This window comes from Stenotrophomonas sp. GD03654, from assembly GCF_029845105.1.
Lineage (GTDB): Bacteria > Pseudomonadota > Gammaproteobacteria > Xanthomonadales > Xanthomonadaceae > Stenotrophomonas > Stenotrophomonas africana.
In genome coordinates, this window is the sequence record NZ_JAOCLC010000006.1 from 23,073 (window position 1) to 38,172 (window position 15,100).

General features: G+C 66.6%; 17 protein-coding genes. 12 read left to right on the forward strand and 5 right to left on the reverse strand.

Annotated elements, in window-relative coordinates; genetic code table 11:
- Nucleotides 1-3: 3 nt before the first annotated feature.
- The 3 genes from N5J73_RS03820 (at nucleotide 4) to N5J73_RS03830 (ending at nucleotide 1,432) form a co-directional block, all read left to right on the forward strand.
- Entirely contained in the window at nucleotides 4-324 is a 321-nt protein-coding gene (locus tag N5J73_RS03820; protein ID WP_010483846.1) for a YbaB/EbfC family nucleoid-associated protein, read from the forward strand.
- Nucleotides 325-406: 82 nt separating this feature from the next.
- On the forward strand, nucleotides 407-1,006 hold the full coding sequence (gene recR, locus N5J73_RS03825; RefSeq protein ID WP_279940602.1) for a recombination mediator RecR: 600 nt from the start codon (nucleotides 407-409) through the stop codon (nucleotides 1,004-1,006).
- Between the two features lie 66 nt (nucleotides 1,007-1,072).
- Nucleotides 1,073-1,432 (forward strand): histidine triad nucleotide-binding protein, encoded by a 360-nt coding sequence (locus tag N5J73_RS03830; protein ID WP_014646179.1) that lies wholly within the window; start codon nucleotides 1,073-1,075, stop codon nucleotides 1,430-1,432.
- An 80-nt stretch (nucleotides 1,433-1,512) separates the two neighbouring features.
- Here N5J73_RS03830 and N5J73_RS03835 read toward each other — a convergent pair whose 3' ends face one another.
- From N5J73_RS03835 to N5J73_RS03850, 4 genes are read right to left on the reverse strand one after another with little or no spacing between them, the layout of a single operon-like run.
- Nucleotides 1,513-2,040, reverse strand: coding sequence for a Slp family lipoprotein (locus N5J73_RS03835; protein WP_005408301.1), 528 nt, complete (start codon nucleotides 2,038-2,040; stop codon nucleotides 1,513-1,515).
- Nucleotides 2,037-3,986 (reverse strand): DUF3488 and transglutaminase-like domain-containing protein, encoded by a 1,950-nt coding sequence (locus N5J73_RS03840; RefSeq protein WP_164078520.1) that lies wholly within the window; start codon nucleotides 3,984-3,986, stop codon nucleotides 2,037-2,039. The genes N5J73_RS03835 and N5J73_RS03840 overlap by 4 nt, the downstream gene beginning before the upstream one ends.
- The gene (locus N5J73_RS03845) at nucleotides 3,979-4,893 is read right to left on the reverse strand and encodes a DUF58 domain-containing protein (RefSeq protein WP_049444194.1); all 915 of its coding nucleotides are present in this window, start codon (nucleotides 4,891-4,893) and stop codon (nucleotides 3,979-3,981) included. Before N5J73_RS03845 ends, N5J73_RS03840 begins: the two co-directional genes overlap by 8 nt.
- A 32-nt stretch (nucleotides 4,894-4,925) precedes the next feature.
- The gene (locus tag N5J73_RS03850) at nucleotides 4,926-5,879 is read right to left on the reverse strand and encodes a MoxR family ATPase (protein ID WP_049444061.1); all 954 of its coding nucleotides are present in this window, start codon (nucleotides 5,877-5,879) and stop codon (nucleotides 4,926-4,928) included.
- Nucleotides 5,880-5,921: 42 nt separating this feature from the next.
- Between N5J73_RS03850 and N5J73_RS03855 the strand changes: the two genes are divergently transcribed.
- Nucleotides 5,922-7,757 carry a glycosyltransferase family 39 protein gene (locus N5J73_RS03855; protein ID WP_049444063.1) on the forward strand — a complete coding sequence of 612 codons (1,836 nt, stop codon included), beginning with the start codon at nucleotides 5,922-5,924 and terminating at the stop codon, nucleotides 7,755-7,757.
- 101 nt (nucleotides 7,758-7,858) lie between these two features.
- Here the strand turns inward: N5J73_RS03855 and N5J73_RS03860 are convergent, their stop codons facing one another.
- A complete protein-coding gene (locus N5J73_RS03860) occupies nucleotides 7,859-8,428 on the reverse strand; it encodes a Maf family nucleotide pyrophosphatase (protein WP_049444065.1) in 570 nt (189 codons plus the stop codon).
- A 113-nt stretch (nucleotides 8,429-8,541) separates the two neighbouring features.
- Here N5J73_RS03860 and N5J73_RS03865 point away from each other — a divergent pair, with 113 nt between their 5' ends.
- The 8 genes from N5J73_RS03865 to fabF all read left to right on the forward strand — a co-directional run bounded on the left by N5J73_RS03865 (nucleotide 8,542) and on the right by fabF (nucleotide 15,091).
- Entirely contained in the window at nucleotides 8,542-9,051 is a 510-nt protein-coding gene (locus N5J73_RS03865; RefSeq protein WP_049444067.1) for a YceD family protein, read from the forward strand.
- Nucleotides 9,052-9,158: 107 nt separating this feature from the next.
- Nucleotides 9,159-9,353: a 50S ribosomal protein L32 gene (gene rpmF, locus N5J73_RS03870; protein WP_004154640.1), complete on the forward strand. Its 195-nt coding sequence runs from the start codon at nucleotides 9,159-9,161 to the stop codon at nucleotides 9,351-9,353.
- A 91-nt stretch (nucleotides 9,354-9,444) separates the two neighbouring features.
- Nucleotides 9,445-10,422, forward strand: a complete 978-nt coding sequence (locus N5J73_RS03875; protein ID WP_014646186.1) for a beta-ketoacyl-ACP synthase III — start codon at nucleotides 9,445-9,447, stop codon at nucleotides 10,420-10,422.
- 77 nt (nucleotides 10,423-10,499) lie between these two features.
- Entirely contained in the window at nucleotides 10,500-11,282 is a 783-nt protein-coding gene (locus N5J73_RS03880; RefSeq protein WP_088481015.1) for a serine/threonine protein phosphatase, read from the forward strand.
- A gap of 240 nt (nucleotides 11,283-11,522) precedes the next feature.
- On the forward strand, nucleotides 11,523-12,467 hold the full coding sequence (gene fabD, locus N5J73_RS03885) for an ACP S-malonyltransferase (RefSeq protein ID WP_049444071.1): 945 nt from the start codon (nucleotides 11,523-11,525) through the stop codon (nucleotides 12,465-12,467).
- A gap of 82 nt (nucleotides 12,468-12,549) precedes the next feature.
- The gene (gene fabG / locus N5J73_RS03890) at nucleotides 12,550-13,293 is read left to right on the forward strand and encodes a 3-oxoacyl-ACP reductase FabG (protein ID WP_005408312.1); all 744 of its coding nucleotides are present in this window, start codon (nucleotides 12,550-12,552) and stop codon (nucleotides 13,291-13,293) included.
- A 152-nt stretch (nucleotides 13,294-13,445) separates the two neighbouring features.
- Nucleotides 13,446-13,685, forward strand: coding sequence for an acyl carrier protein (gene acpP / locus N5J73_RS03895; RefSeq protein WP_005408313.1), 240 nt, complete (start codon nucleotides 13,446-13,448; stop codon nucleotides 13,683-13,685).
- Nucleotides 13,686-13,828: 143 nt separating this feature from the next.
- The gene (fabF, locus tag N5J73_RS03900; RefSeq protein WP_049444073.1) at nucleotides 13,829-15,091 is read left to right on the forward strand and encodes a beta-ketoacyl-ACP synthase II; all 1,263 of its coding nucleotides are present in this window, start codon (nucleotides 13,829-13,831) and stop codon (nucleotides 15,089-15,091) included.
- Nucleotides 15,092-15,100 lie beyond the last annotated feature (9 nt).

Sequence of the window (15,100 nt, forward strand, 5' to 3'; positions counted from 1 at the left end):
ACTATGCGCGGCAACATCGCCCAACTGATGCAGCAGGCCCAGAAGATGCAGGAAAACCTGCAGAAGGCCCAGGAAGAAATCGCCAGGATCGAAGTGACCGGCAGCGCCGGTGGCGGCATGGTCAGCGTGACCCTGACCGGTGCCAAGGAATGCCGCAAGGTGCGTATCGATCCGTCGCTGGCCAGCGACCCGGAGATGCTGGAAGACCTGATCGCCGCCGCCTTCAACGATGCCTCGAACAAGATCGATGCCGAGTCGAAGTCGAAGATGGGGTCGGCCACCGCTGGCATGCAGCTGCCGCCGGGCATGAAGCTGCCGTTCTGATTTTCAGCGTGGCACCCGTGTAACCGGGTGCCACGGACCCTGTAGCCGTCGAGCCTGCTCGACGCAATGAAAGCCTGTCGCCGTGTCCGCACCCCTGCTTGAACAATTGATCGACGCGTTGCGGGTGCTGCCGGGCGTCGGCCAGAAGACTGCGCAGCGCATGGCCTACCACCTGCTCGAGCGTGAGCGCGAAGGTGGCCAGCGCTTGGCCGAAACCCTGGCGCTGGCGGTGGAACGCATCGGTCACTGCGTGCAGTGCCGCGATTTCAGCGAAACCGAGCTGTGCCCGACCTGTGCCAACAGCAGCCGCGAGCGCAGCCAGCTGTGTGTGGTCGAATCGCCGGCCGACCGCCTGGCCATCGAAAACGCCACCGGCTTCCGCGGTGTCTACTTCGTGCTGCAGGGCCGCCTGTCGCCGCTCGATGGCATTGGCCCGCGCGAACTGGGCCTGGAGCAGCTGGAGCGGTGCCTGGCCGAAGGCGAGGTGCAGGAACTGATCATCGCCACCAGTGCCACTGTCGAGGGCGAGGCCACCGCACATTACCTGGCGCAGCTGGCGCGTGCACGCAAGGTGCAGCCCAGCCGCCTGGCGCAGGGCCTGCCGCTCGGTGGAGAGCTGGAGTACGTCGATCGCGGCACGCTGTCGCACGCGTTCGGGACGCGCAGCGAATTCCGCGATTGAGCAACGGCCGGCATGTCCGGGTGTGCGCGGCCTACAATGCGGGAGACATCCCCGCCGAGGCCGACCATGAGCAACGAAACCCTCTTCAGCAAGATCATCCGTCGCGAGATCCCGGCCACCATCGTCTACGAGGATGACGAGGTGCTCGGCTTCAAGGACATCGCACCGCAGGCGCCGGTGCACGTGCTGTTCATTCCGAAGAACGAGATCATCCCGACCCTGGACGACCTGCAGCCGTCGCAGGCGCACCTGATCGGCAAGCTGGCGCTGGCTGCCGCCGAGTACGCGCGCCGCGAGGGCTTCGCTCAGGACGGCTACCGCATCGTGATGAACTGCCGCGAGGATGCCGGGCAGACCGTGTTCCATATCCACATGCACCTGCTGGCTGGTGCGCCGCTGGGGCACTTCGGTACCCCGGGGCGTTGAGCCTGCGCACCGCAAGGATCCACAGGATGCAGAAAGGCCGCCCGAGGGCGGCCTTTTCCGTCACGCTTGTGCAGGGGTGATCACCACCAGCCCCAACGGCCGTAACCACCCCAGTACGGGCCATACGGGCCCGGGCCCCACGGGCCATAGGGGTAGGGCACCACATCGACCTGGCGCTGTTCCGGCCACAGGTAGATCACATCGGCCGACAGCTTCGGCAGGCGGTAGTCGTACTCGCCGATGCGGGTGTTCTGGTAGCCGTCGATCTTGCCGATGAAGGTTACGTCGCGGCCGGCCTCAAACACGGCCGGGTCATAGAAGCCGGCACGGCATGCGATGAAGCGGCCGTCGCTGGCGTCGGACGAGGTGGTGTTCGGACGGCCACTGCCATTGAGCGGGCGCGAGATGATCTGGAAGCAGGTCTCGCCCTGGCCGGGCTTGGTTTCGATGATGCGACCGCCCCAACGGACCGGCGTACCGACCTGCTGGGTGGCGACCGAGTCGCGCGGGGAGACCAGGCTGAACTGTCCCTGCAGCGGCTTTGGGGCCGTGGCGCAGGCCGACAGGGCCAGCGTGGCCACAGCGGTGAGGAGGAACTTGGTGTTCATGGGGAGGCTCCGGAAGTCGGGCGATGCCTGCGCAGGTCCCGCAATAATGAAGCGAGGTCGGTGCAAGTTCCAGCGTAACGCGCATCAGCGAAACGCTGGCTGAGCGTGAGCAGGGCCGGATCGGGATGCTGGGCGTGCACCCGGTGTGCCCAGTCGCCTGCGGTTTCGTGGGGATGCCGGGCCCACCCGAGGCGGGCGTAGCGCCGGCCCAGCCCATGCCAGGCACGCAGCAGCGGATCACGTTCGCGCTCGCCACGGGCCAACAGCCAGGCCATCCACGCCAGTGCCAGCAACGCAGCGATCACAAAGCCGGCGACCAGCTGTCCGGGCCCGAGGTCATCCAGCCCGAACGGCTTGAGCAGCTGCTGCTGGCGGCGCGCATCGAAGGACAGCACCAGATCGTTCCAGCCGCGGCGCAGCCAGTCGCCCATCTGGCCCAGCTGCAGCCAACGCTGCTGCAGTGGTGTGTCCGTGCCGGCCTGCAGGCGGTCATCCAGGGTGTCCAGGATGCGTTCCGGTGCCACGGCTGCGGTCGGGTCAACCCTGACCCAGCCGCGCTGCGGCAGCCATACCTCGGCCCAGGCGTGGGCATCCATCCGCCGCACTACCCAGTAGTCGCCGATGCGGTTGCGGGTGCCACCAGCGAAACCGGTCACCACCCGCGCCGGGACGCCGGCGTTGCGCATCAGCACCACGAAGGCCGAGCTGAAGTGTTCACAGAAGCCGGCCTTGTAGCCGAACAGGAACTCGTCGATCGGGTCGCGCCCTGCCGCAGGGGTATCCAGCGTGTACGAGAAATCGGTGGTGATCCACTGCAGCGCGCGGCGCACGATGGCCTCGTCGTCGCTGCCAGCGTCCTGCCGCCATTGCTGCGCCAACGTGGCGGTGCGCGGGTTGAAGTCGGCCGGCAGCTGCAACGTTGCGCGGCGCAGATAGGGCGACAGCGTGGTGTCGAAGCGCAGTGGCGGGGCCGAATGCAACCGCCAGCGGCTGAGCGAGGCCAGCGGGCGTTCGCTGCTCAGGCTCATGTCCGCATCCAGCATGCTGCCCGCAGGTGCGCGGCTGGGCAGGTCCAGCGCCACCAGCTGGCGGCGGTCGGTGGGCTCGTAATCGATCTGGTAGTCCCAGCCCTGTGTACCCGCTGCAACCACTGCAGCAGGTCGCCGCGCGCTGGCACGGTCGCGTGTCCAGCGCCGTCCATCGAAGGCGGTCAGTACAGGGCCGCGCCAGTAGCGCTGCGCCGGCTCGGGCGGAGCGCCGAAGAACTGCACGCGCAGCGCCGGGGTGTCGTCGGCCATTAGGTCCAGCCACTGGCCGGGTTCCATGCTGTCGGACAGCCCCGGTGTACCCACGGCGCGTTCGGGAATACCCCACAGTGGCGTGGCCAGTCGGGGGAAGAGCCAGAAGCAGGCCAGTGCCAGCGGCAGGCCGATCGCCAGCAGGCGGCCGACACCGCGCAGCTGCCCGCGCAGCGGCAGGCGGCCGGCGTGGCCTTCATCCTGGGCCAGGCGTTGCAGGGCGAGCAATGCGCTGACCCCGGCCAGTGCGGCCAGTGCTGTTGTCAGCGGCCCCTGGTCGAGCAGGAATGCTGCAAACGGCGAGAACAGCGCGAAGCCGAGCAGGCTGCGGGCATCACGCAGGCTGCGCAGCTCGCTGGACTTGATCGCCAGCATCGCCGCCAGCAGCGCGCAACCGGTATCGCGCCCTGGGCGCACCATGCCCATCTGCCAGACGATGGCGGCAAGCATGGCCAGTACCAGCAGCAGGCGCACCGGCATTGGCAACTGCCTTCGCCACGACAGGGCGGCGGTGATGATTGCCGCCAGCGCGATCACGCCAGCCAGCAGTGGTGGCAGCTGCAGCAGCAATGGCAACAGCGCCAGCGCCGCGCTGGCCAGGGTCCAGGTGCGGGCAGTGCGGTCGAGCAGGAGAGGGGACTCAGTCATGCGGCATCAACGCCAGCGCGCGCAGGCACAGGTGATGGTGGCTGGTACCCTGGCCGGGGCCGAAGGGGGGATGTGCCGGCAGCAGCAGGGTGTAGCGGCGGCCTTCGCGCTCGGCCATATCCACCCAGCGCGCCAACCGCGCGATGCGTGCTTCATGGCCCAACGGCGCCAGCGTGCGCCAGTCCAGGATGACTTCGATGCCGATCGGCTTTTCGTACTCGCGCACCAGCAGGCTGTCGCGGCGCGCCGAGTGCTTCCACGAAATACTGCGCGGTGCATCGCCTGCGCGGTACGGCCGCAGCTGGTGCAGTTCCTCGCCGCTGGCATGGGCGCGTGTATGCAGCGGATCGTTGCCACTCTCCGGTAGCGCAGGGCTCAGTGTTTCGGACAGTGGATAGACCAGCAGCGGTTGTTCCGGCCATACCCATGACCATGCCCGCACCAGCCCCAGCGGCTGCGTAGTGGACAGGCGGATGCGTGGCAGTTCCAGCCAGCCGCGACGCTCGCTGGGCACCTCCAGCTCTACTTCGCCACGGCCGTGTGCAGGCAGTGAGGTCCAGGCCTCGCTGCCGCCCAGCTGCAGGTGCAGGCCGTGACGTGCGCGGGGATCGCGCAGTGACAGGTCCACGCGCAGCCGCAGCGGTTGCCCGGCTGGAACCGGCTCGGCGGAGATGGCGTCGATCTGCACGCCGGACAGTTGCAGGTGCGCGGCGATGGCACTGGCGATCGCTGCGGCCGCCAGCAGCAGGGCCAGCAGCAGGGCCGGGTTGTTGTTGTAGTTCAACGCGCCCAGCAGCATCGCTGCCAGCAGGGTGGCGACGAACAGCCCGAAGCGGGTGGGCAGTACGTAGATGCGGTGGCGGTCCAGCCGCTGCGGCAGCGCTTCGGGCCTGCGAGGGCGAGCCATCAGCTGCAGTCGTGCCCAGCGCGTGGCCACGCTCAGTCGACCGCAACGGTCTGCAGGATCGCGCGTGCCAGTGCCGGCCCCGAGCTGGATTCGGCCTCGGCCACCAGGCGATGGCCCGCTACCGCCACGAACAGGGTCTGCACATCCTCGGGCACCACATGGCCGCGCCCCAACAGCAGCGCGTGCGCTTTGGCCGCGCGCAGCAGGGCCAGACCGGCACGCGGCGACAGGCCCACGCGCACGCCGGCGTGCTGGCGGCTGCGGGTCAGCAGCGCCTGCACGTAGTCGATCAGCGCGTCGCTGGCATGCACGTGGTTCACTGCGTCGCGCAGCGCGCGCACCTGGGTGTCATCCAGCTTCGGTACGGCACGCGCGATCAGATCGCGGCGATCGGTGCCGCGCAGCAGTTCGCGCTCGGCCTGTGCGCTGGGGTAGCCCATCGCCAGCCGCAGCAGGAAGCGGTCCAGCTGCGAATCCGGCAGCGGGAACGTGCCGGACAGATCCACCGGGTTCTGCGTGGCGATCACAAAGAAGGGATCGGGCAGGGGATGGGTCTGCCCATCCAGGGTCACCTGCTGTTCGGCCATCGCCTCCAGCAGCGCGCTCTGCGTGCGCGGCGGCGCACGGTTGATCTCGTCGGCCAGCAGCACGTGGGTGAACACCGGCCCTGGATGGAACTGGAACTGGCGGCTGCCGGCTTCGTATACCGAGACGCCCAGTACATCGGCAGGCAGCAGGTCGGAGGTGAACTGCACGCGCTGGAAGCTGAGGCCGAGGCTGCTGGCCAGTGCGTGCGCCAGCGTGGTCTTGCCCAGACCGGGCAGATCCTCGATCAGCAGATGGCCGCCGGAAAGCAGGGCGACGAAAGCCAGCCTGACTTCCGGCACCTTGCCCAGTACCAGTGCATTTACCTGATCCTGTGCCTCCCGCAGGGCCTGACGCAGTTGATCGGTTAGCATGCTGGGATTGGGGGGCGAGGCTGTCATGATCGTCTCAGATCTGGAATCCACTCGATTATCCATAGAGCAATGCAAGGCGAACAGCGCGCACGAACGATATTTCTCTGGTTATGGACGCTGGTCACAGCGGCCAAACTGGTGGTGGCTGCGCGCCTGCCGCTGTTCGTCGATGAGGCGTTCTATTGGCAGGAAGGTCAGCACCTGGCGGCTGCGTATTCGGATCTGCCCGGGCTGACTGCATGGCTGGCCCGGCTGGGCGTGGAGATTGGTGGCCATCATGTACTCGCCCTGCGCTTGCCGTTCCTGGCCATCGGCGCGCTGCTGCCGTTGCTGGTGGTGCGCACCGCAACCCGCTGGTTCGGCAATGTGGCGGGTTGGCAGGCGGGCAGCCTGACGCTGCTGATGCCGTTGTCGGCGACGCTGGGCCTGCTGGCAGTGCCGGATGTGCCGATGGCGCTGGCGGCGGCGATCTGTCTGCATGCAGGTGCGCGGCTGCTGCACAACGTCGACGCATCATCGGCCATGAAGCTTGCGCTGGGCCTGGCGATCGGTGCGCTCAGCCACTATCGCTTCATTGGTGTCATCGGCGTCGGTTTCATTGCGCTGCTGGCGCTGCCGCAGGGGCGGCGCATGCTGGGTGACCCGCGCGTGTGGGTTGCACTGGCGGTGGGCGTGCTGGCGTGGCTGCCGCTGCTGGCATGGAATGCAGACAACCACGATGCCGGCCTGAAGTTCCAGGTGGTCGAGCGCCATCCCTGGACATTCGAGTGGGGTGGGCTGTGGTTCCTGGTGATCCAGCCGATGCTGGTCACCCCGATCCTGTGCATGGCGATGTGGAAGGTGGCGCTCGCCGGTACCCGCAGCGGCGGTGGCGCGCGTGCGCAGTGGCGCTACTTCGGGCTGGTGGGGGGCGTATCCACCCTGGGCATCTTCCTGCTGGGCTTCTTCACAGACGTCGAGCGCATCAGTTTCCACTGGCCGCTGCCGGGCTACCTGGCGCTGCTGGTGGCGGTGCCGGTGGTGCTCAACGGGTGGCCGCGCTGGCTGCGGCGCACCGGTTGGTGGCTGGCGGGCGCAGGCATGGTGCTCGCGTTCGGCTACTACCTGATGGCGTCCACGCCCTCGTTGCGTGAAGAGTTGGCCGGCAGCAAGTACTACCCGCGCAATTTCGCCGGTTGGCAACCACTGGCAGTCGCGGTCCACGAAGAGCTGCGGCAGATGCCGGAAGGGACGCGCGTGCTGGCCGGCAACTTCAAGGTCGGTGCCGAACTCGGTTTCCAGCTGGGCAATGGCAACATCGAGGTGCTGCCGCATCCGCTCAATGACAAGCATGGGCGCACCGCGCAGCTGGCGCAGTGGGGCCTGCTGCATGAGGGCGAGCGTTCGGCACCGATGCTGCTGGTGCTGTCACCCAGTGACCAGCGCTACCGCGATCTGCTGGCGCGCTATCACGCCATCTGCGAACAGGTGGGGCCGTTGCCGGCGCCGCGGGTGGTCAGCAGTGACCATGGCTTCCAGCGCTTCCTGCTGTTCCGGCTGCCGGTGCAGCGCGCTCCCGGGCCATGCGTGACCCCGGCGATGGCCTGGCTGGATGCACCCGGTGCTGGCGAGAAGGTGTCCGGCACGCTTGCCATCAAGGGCTGGGCGTTCAAGGACGGTGTCGGGCTGGCACGGGTTGAAGTGCTGGTCGATGGCCGCTCGATCGGTGATGCGCGCTATGGGCGCGCCTTCGATGTGCGCCAGACCTGGCCGGACAGCACCGATCCGCAGCATCCCGCCGTCGGCTTCGATGCCTCATTGGACACGACGACGCTGGCACCTGGGAGGCATTGGCTGGGCCTGCGCCTGTTCGGCCGCGATGGCAGCGTAGAGGTGTGGCAGGAGCAGCCGTTCGAGGTTCGTTGAGTCCTCTGGTCCTGTAGAGCCGAGCCGATGCTCGGCTGCTTCTGATTCAGATGGCAGGCAGCCTCGAAAAAAGCAGCCGAGCATGGGCTCGGCTCTACAGTTCACGGCACCGCGTACCCGGCCTGCCGCAGCAATCCGCACACCGCGATCAACGGCAGGCCGATCAGCGCGGTCGGGTCGCGGTTGTCGATCGCCTCGAACAGGCTGATGCCCAAGCCCTCGCACTTGAAGCTGCCGGCGCAGTCCAGCGGCTGTTCGGTGGCGACGTAACGGGTGATCTCATCCCGTTCCAATACGCGGAACCGTACTTCGGTCAGGTCGAGGGCCGTGAATGAATCTCCATTCCCGCTGAGACAGACGGCGGTATGGAAGCGCACGGTCTGCCCGGACATCGCTGCCAGCTGTGCGCAGGCGGCCTCGACCGTGCCGGGCTTGCCCAGCGACTGGCCGTTCAGATCCGCCACCTGATCCGAGCCGATCACCCAGGCGCCCGGATGCCGGGCAGCCACCTCGGCGGCCTTGGCGGCGGCCAGTCGCGTGGCCAGGGCCAGCGGCGCTTCGCCGTTCAACGGGGTTTCATCCACCTCCGGGCTGGCGCACTCGAAAGGCAGGCCCAGCCGTTGCAGCAGTTCGCGCCGGTAGCGGGAGGTGGAGGCCAGGACCAGTGACATGCGAGAATTCCGGGGCAGGGCGCGGCAGTCTGGCCCGTGCGCGGCGCCAGCAGCAAGTCCTGTATGGCGGGCATTTGACAGCTGCCGCCCCGATCCTTAGTATTCAGCGGCTTATGTCCGCGAACGTGCCCGAAACGCTGGATGCCTGGCGGATGGTTGTAGCGCGAAGGCGCTTCGACGGTCAGGTCTCCCTGGCTGAATTGACCCGCCTGCAGGGCTTGGTCGCCGATACCGAAGGTGAGTGCAATTACTCGCTTGAATTCGGTCGCGACGACGTCTTGCGGGTATCCTATGTGGAACTGACCATCGATACCGCGTTGCCGCTGACCTGTCAGCGCAGCATGCAGCGATTCCTGTTGCCGGTGAAGATGACCCAGAGGCTTGGCCTGATCCGCGACGAGGACGAGGAATCGTCCCTGCCGGAGGAGTACGAGGCGTTGCTGGTGCCGGAAGACGGCCAGCTGCGTCCACTGGATCTGGTCGAGGACGAGTTGGTGCTGGCAGTGCCGGTTGTGCCGCTGTCGCCCGATGGCGAAGCAGTCGACAAGGACTGGGCGCCGAGCGAAGAAGAAACGAAGCAGGCCAACCCGTTTGCGGCGTTGGCAGCACTGAAGAAACAATAGCAGCCGGATTGTCGTCGGCGGCTGCGGCGAAAGCGAAAGTGTGCTGGGCGCTGGCGTCCTGCGCGACGATACGACGAAGCAAAACGAACCGAGTTTGGAGCAATCCCATGGCTGTGCAGAAATCCCGTGTCACCCCGTCCCGCCGCGGCATGCGTCGTGCCCATGACGCCCTGAGCGCCAAGCAGCTGTCGACCGACCCGACCACCGGCGAAGTGCACCTGCGTCACCACATCACTGCCGATGGTTTCTACCGCGGCAAGAAGGTCATCCAGACCAAGACCTCGGCCGTCGAAGAAGATTGATGTGCCGGGAAGGCCGCTGCCCCCGGGCAGCGGCCTTTGCCTTCTTTCCCGGGCGTGCCGGTGATCGGCGGCCCGCGCAACAGGAAACATGATGAGCAAGCGGATCTATTCGAGGATCGCGGGCACCGGTAGCTATTTGCCGGAAAAAGTCCTGACCAATGCCGACCTGGAAAAAATGGTCGAAACCTCGGATGAGTGGATCCAGTCGCGCACCGGAATTCGTGAACGGCACATCGCGGCCGAAGGCGAAACCACCAGCGACCTTGGCTACAACGCCGCCCTGCGGGCGCTTGAAGCCGCAGGCATCGATGCCTCGCAGCTCGACATGATCGTGGTCGGCACGACCACTCCTGATCTCATTTTCCCGTCCACCGCGTGCCTGATCCAGGCCAAGCTCGGTGTGGCCGGGTGCCCCGCCTTCGACGTCAACGCAGCCTGTTCCGGCTTCGTGTTCGCGCTGGGCGTGGCCGACAAATTCATCCGCTCCGGCGACTGCAAGCACGTGCTGGTGATCGGCACTGAAACGTTGACCCGCATGGTCGACTGGAACGATCGCACCACCTGCGTGCTGTTCGGCGATGGCGCCGGCGCTGTCGTGCTCAAGGCTGACGAAGACACCGGCATCCTCAGCACCCACCTGCATGCCGACGGCAGCAAGAAGGAGCTGTTGTGGAACCCGGTCGGCGTCTCGACCGGTTTCAAGGACGGCGCCAACGGTGGTGGCACCATCAACATGAAGGGCAACGACGTGTTCAAGTACGCCGTCAAGGCGCTGGACTCGGTCGTGGACGAGACCCTGGCCGCCAACGGCCTGGACAAGTCCGACCTGGACTGGCTGATTCCGCACCAGGCCAACCTGCGCATCATCGAAGCCACCGCCAAGCGCCTGGAGATGTCGATGGACCAGGTGGTGGTGACGGTCGACAAGCATGGCAACACCTCGTCCGGCTCGGTGCCGCTGGCGCTGGATGCGGCCGTGCGGTCCGGCAAGGTCGAGCGTGGCCAGCTGCTGTTGCTGGAGGCCTTCGGCGGTGGCTTCACGTGGGGTTCGGCCCTGCTGCGCTATTGATAGTGCAAGTTACGACAACGTGAAGTCTGTCGTTGCGGCCCCTCTGGGGCCGTAGCGCGTTTTAAGGAGGACCTGTCATGGTTGAGCCCATCGTCATCGAAGGGCAACGTGCCTGGCTGAAGCAGTACGGCAAGGGAAGCCGAGCACTGGCCCTGGGCCTGCTCAATTTTGTTGCCCGCCGTTTCCATCTCGATGCCCTGCGCCCGCCACCGCACCGCGGCGGTGATGCGGCACGCGAAACCGAGGCCCGTCGCCTGGGGGAACTGCAGGCGCAGGGCGTGAACGTGCCCGACGTGCTGGGCACCGGCCATGCCGCGCTGGTGATCGGCGACAACGGCAATTCGTTCAATACCTGCCTGCGCCAGGCCGATGAGGCCGGTCGCGACCGGCTGGTGATGGCGGCGATGCAGGCCATCGCCGAGGCGCATGGACGCGGCGCGTATTTCGGCCAGCCGCTGCCGCGCAACCTCACCTGGGATGGGCAGCAGGTGGGCTTCATCGACTTCGAGGAAGATCCGCTGGAAGTGATGGATCTGTCCGAAGCGCAGGCCCGCGACTGGCTGATGTTCGGCTACGGCGTGGCCAAGTACTACGCCGACCGCCCGGAGCAGCTGCAGGCGATGATGGCCGAGGCGATGGGCGATGCCCAGGCGCCGGTGCGCGAGCACGTGCACGCAGTCAGTGGCCGCCTGCGCAGCCTGGCCCGGGTGTGCATGAAGCTGGGCCGCTCAGCGCGCGCGCTGGCCCATTCCATCTTCATTGCCCACGGCGCCAGCACCGCTGGCGTGCTGCTGCTGGTCGGCCTGTGCGTGGATTTCCTCGCCGACGGCGACCTGGACGTCCTGCAACTGTTCTGCTGATGGCAGGTTCGCGCTGCGGTGGAGTCGACTGTTGGTCGACATCCGCGCGCAGCGCGGGTTTTCAGGGGCAGATCGAAGGGCAGTCGACTAACCGTCGACGCTACCTGGGCGGGGACACCGCGCCGGATGCCGGGTTGTCCCGCGGCCGCGCTCCATACGCGTGCATACGCGCACGTACAGACGACACGGCATGTTCCCCCTTATCATGGGCCGCTTCGATTGCAACAAGCGGATGACCGCGTGACCGTATCCACCCTCGCTTTTGTCTTCCCCGGCCAGGGCTCGCAGTCTGTGGGCATGGTGGCCGAGCTGGCCGAACTGCACCCGCAGGTGCGGGACGCCTTCACCGAGGCATCCGATGGTGCCGGCGTCGACCTGTGGGCGCTGTCCCAGGGCGGCCCGGAGGAAATGCTCAACCGTACCGAATACACCCAGCCGGCCCTGCTGGCCGCAAGCATCGGCGTGTGGCGCGCCTGGAACGCCGTCGGCGGTCCGCGTCCGTCGGTGCTGGCCGGTCACAGCCTGGGCGAATACACCGCACTGGTTGCCGCTGGCGCGCTGAGCCTGCATGACGGTGCGCACCTGGTGCGCCTGCGCGGCCAGCTGATGCAGGAAGCCGCTCCGGCTGGCGTCGGCGCCATGGCTGCGGTGCTTGGCGCCGAGGACCAGCTGGTGCTGGACGTCTGCGCCGAAGCCGCAGGCAGCCAGGTGGTGGTGCCGGCCAACTTCAACTCGCCCGGCCAGATCGTGATCGGTGGCGACGCCGATGCAGTCGACCGCGCGCTGGCGCTGCTGGCCGGGAAGGGCGTGCGCAAGGCGGTCAAGCTGGCCGTCAGCGTGCCCTCGCATACCCCGCTGATGCGCGAAGCCGCCAACCGTCTGGCCGAAGTGATGGCCGGCCTGAACTGGCACGCGCCGCAGCTGCCGGTGGTGCAGAACGTCGATGCCCAGGTCCATGACGGCATTGACGCGATCCGCACCGCACTGGTGCAGCAGTTGTACCAGCCGGTGCAGTGGACCGGTTGCGTGCAGGCGCTGGCCGCCCGTGGCATCACCCAGGTTGCCGAGTGCGGCCCGGGCAAGGTGCTGACTGGCCTGGTCAAGCGCATCGACAAGGCCATCGATGGCCGTTCACTGGCCACGCCGGGCGACTTCGAAGGCGCCCGCGAGGCATGGTCGGCCTGATACCCCCTGTTCCTGCCGACCGTACCGGTGGCCGCTGCAAGCGGCACGGGTGCGGCGGCCGCCCCAGCCTGAGGAAAACATCATGAGCAAGCCCCTGCAGGGTGAAATCGCACTGGTCACCGGCGCCAGCCGTGGCATTGGTGCCGCCATCGCCGATCTTCTGGCCGCCCAGGGCGCCACCGTGATCGGCACCGCCACCACCGAATCCGGTGCTGCTGCGATCGGTGAGCGCCTGGCCGCCCACGGTGGCCATGGCCGCGCACTGAACGTGACCGACGCTGCCGCGCTGGACAGCGTGCTGGACGGCATCGCCAAGGAATTCGGCCCGATCTCGATCCTGGTCAACAACGCCGGCATCACCCGCGACAATCTGCTGATGCGCATGAAGGATGAGGACTGGGCGTCGATCATCGACACCAACCTGACCAGCGTGTTCCGCACCAGCAAGGCGGTGATGCGCGGCATGATGAAGGCGCGCAAGGGCCGCATCATCAACATCGCATCGGTGGTGGGCGTGACCGGCAATGCCGGCCAGGCCAACTACGCGGCCGCCAAGGCCGGCATCATCGGCTTCAGCAAGTCGCTGGCCAAGGAAATCGGTTCGCGCGGTGTCACCGTCAATGTGGTCGCTCCTGGCTTCATCGACACCGACATGACCAAGGCGTTGCCGGAAGAAGCGCGTACCGCGCTGATCAACGACATCGCCCTCGAACGCCTGGGTTCGCCGGAAGACATCGCCCATGCGGTGGCCTTCCTGGCCAGCCCGGCTGCCGGTTACATCACCGGCGAAACCCTCCATGTGAACGGCGGCATGTACATGCCGTAAGCAAGGGGCGCAGGGATTGCGCCGCAAGTGGTTGATCTGCTGAGGTTTTTGCTGCAATGCAAGGCCGCGCCGGTTTCCACTACACTATCCCACGGCCATCGCCTTTGATGGCGACCACTTTTGAACCACAACTCCATCTGGAGCGAGATCCCATGAGCACCATCGAAGAACGCGTCAAGAAAATCGTCGTCGAACAGCTTGGCGTCAAGGAAGAAGAAGTCACCAACAGCGCATCGTTCGTCGATGACCTGGGCGCTGACTCGCTGGACACCGTCGAGCTGGTGATGGCCCTGGAAGAAGAATTCGAGTGCGAGATCCCGGACGAAGAAGCCGAGAAGATCAGCACCGTGCAGGCCGCCATCGACTACGTCAAGGCCCACGTCAAGGCCTGATGTCAGACGGCAGTGCGCGCGCGGGTTGATCCTCGCCGCGCACCGCACCCCATGGGGCCGCTGTTGCGGCCCCGTGTGTTTGGGCATCACATCGAAGCAAACCGAGTTACCCGTAGAAATCATCCGGGTCAGGAGAAACAGCAATGAAGCGTCGCGTCGTCGTAACCGGCCTGGGTATCGTCTCGCCGTTGGGCAATGATCTGGCCAGCAGCTGGGAAGGCATCACCCATGGTCGTTCGGGCATCGGTCCGCTGACCAACGTTTCTGATGCCTACCTGGACCGGTTCACCACCAAGATTGCAGGTGAGGTCAAGGGATTCGACATCACCGCCGACAATGAACTGTTCGGCAAATTCCGGGTCAGCGGCAAGGATGCCAAGAAGATGGACCCGTTCATCCATTACGGCCTCGGTGCCTCGTTCATGGCCCTGCACGACTCGGGCCTGGAGATCACCGACGCCAATGCCGAGCGCATCGGCGCCATCGTCGGCGCCGGCATCGGCGGCCTGCTTGGCATCGAAGAGCAGACCATCGAGTTCCACGAGGGCAAGAAGATCTCGCCCTTCTACGTGCCCAAGACCATCATCAACATGCTGCCGGGCCAGCTGAGCATCATCACCGGCCTGAAGGGTCCGTCGTTCTCGGCGGTATCGGCGTGCGCGACCTCGAACCACTCGATCGGTACCGCGATGCGCATGATCCAGTACGGCGATGCCGACGTGATGGTGGTCGGTGGTGCCGAGCGTGGCTCGTCGCCGACCGCCGTGGGCGGTTTCTGCGCGATGAAGGCCATGAGCACCCGCAACGATGCTCCGGAACAGGCCTCGCGCCCGTGGGACAAGGACCGTGACGGCTTCGTGCTGGGCGACGGCGCCGGCATCCTGATCCTGGAAGAGTACGAGCACGCCAAGGCCCGTGGTGCGAAGATCTATTGCGAACTGGCCGGCTTCGGCGCGAGCTCCGACGCGTACCACATGACCGCGCCGAGCGAGAACGGCGAAGGCGCCGCGCGCTGCATGGTCATGGCCATGAAGGACGCCGGCGTGAGCCCGGAGCAGGTGGGCTACCTCAACGCGCACGGCACCTCCACGCCGCTGGGCGACCTGGGCGAGACCATGGCGATGAAGACCGCCTTCGGCGACCACGCCTACAAGATGATGGTCAGCTCCACCAAGTCGATGACCGGCCACCTGCTGGGCGCTGCCGGCGGCGTGGAAGCGATCTTCTCGGTGATGGCGCTGCAGGACAACGTCATCCCGCCGACCATCAACCTGCAGCAGCCGGGCGAAGGCTGCGATCTGGACTACGTGCCCAACGAAGCACGCCAGGCCAAGGTGGACGTGGTGATGTCCAATGGCTTCGGCTTCGGCGGCACCAACGGCACGCTGATCTTCAAGCGCGTCTGACCGGTGTTG

What these genes read in the sequence shown, in the direction of transcription:
- N5J73_RS03820 (WP_010483846.1), top strand. Translation starts at nt 4, where the DNA reads ATGCGCGGCAACATCGCCCAACTGATGCAGCAGGCCCAGAAGATGCAG.
- N5J73_RS03830 (WP_014646179.1), top strand. Translation starts at nt 1,073, where the DNA reads ATGAGCAACGAAACCCTCTTCAGCAAGATCATCCGTCGCGAGATCCCG.
- N5J73_RS03835 (WP_005408301.1), bottom strand. Translation starts at nt 2,040, where the DNA reads ATGAACACCAAGTTCCTCCTCACCGCTGTGGCCACGCTGGCCCTGTCG.
- N5J73_RS03840 (WP_164078520.1), bottom strand. Translation starts at nt 3,986, where the DNA reads ATGACTGAGTCCCCTCTCCTGCTCGACCGCACTGCCCGCACCTGGACC.
- N5J73_RS03845 (WP_049444194.1), bottom strand. Translation starts at nt 4,893, where the DNA reads ATGGCTCGCCCTCGCAGGCCCGAAGCGCTGCCGCAGCGGCTGGACCGC.
- N5J73_RS03850 (WP_049444061.1), bottom strand. Translation starts at nt 5,879, where the DNA reads ATGACAGCCTCGCCCCCCAATCCCAGCATGCTAACCGATCAACTGCGT.
- N5J73_RS03855 (WP_049444063.1), top strand. Translation starts at nt 5,922, where the DNA reads ATGCAAGGCGAACAGCGCGCACGAACGATATTTCTCTGGTTATGGACG.
- N5J73_RS03860 (WP_049444065.1), bottom strand. Translation starts at nt 8,428, where the DNA reads ATGTCACTGGTCCTGGCCTCCACCTCCCGCTACCGGCGCGAACTGCTG.
- N5J73_RS03865 (WP_049444067.1), top strand. Translation starts at nt 8,542, where the DNA reads ATGTCCGCGAACGTGCCCGAAACGCTGGATGCCTGGCGGATGGTTGTA.
- rpmF (WP_004154640.1), top strand. Translation starts at nt 9,159, where the DNA reads ATGGCTGTGCAGAAATCCCGTGTCACCCCGTCCCGCCGCGGCATGCGT.
- N5J73_RS03875 (WP_014646186.1), top strand. Translation starts at nt 9,445, where the DNA reads ATGAGCAAGCGGATCTATTCGAGGATCGCGGGCACCGGTAGCTATTTG.
- N5J73_RS03880 (WP_088481015.1), top strand. Translation starts at nt 10,500, where the DNA reads ATGGTTGAGCCCATCGTCATCGAAGGGCAACGTGCCTGGCTGAAGCAG.
- fabG (WP_005408312.1), top strand. Translation starts at nt 12,550, where the DNA reads ATGAGCAAGCCCCTGCAGGGTGAAATCGCACTGGTCACCGGCGCCAGC.
- acpP (WP_005408313.1), top strand. Translation starts at nt 13,446, where the DNA reads ATGAGCACCATCGAAGAACGCGTCAAGAAAATCGTCGTCGAACAGCTT.
- fabF (WP_049444073.1), top strand. Translation starts at nt 13,829, where the DNA reads ATGAAGCGTCGCGTCGTCGTAACCGGCCTGGGTATCGTCTCGCCGTTG.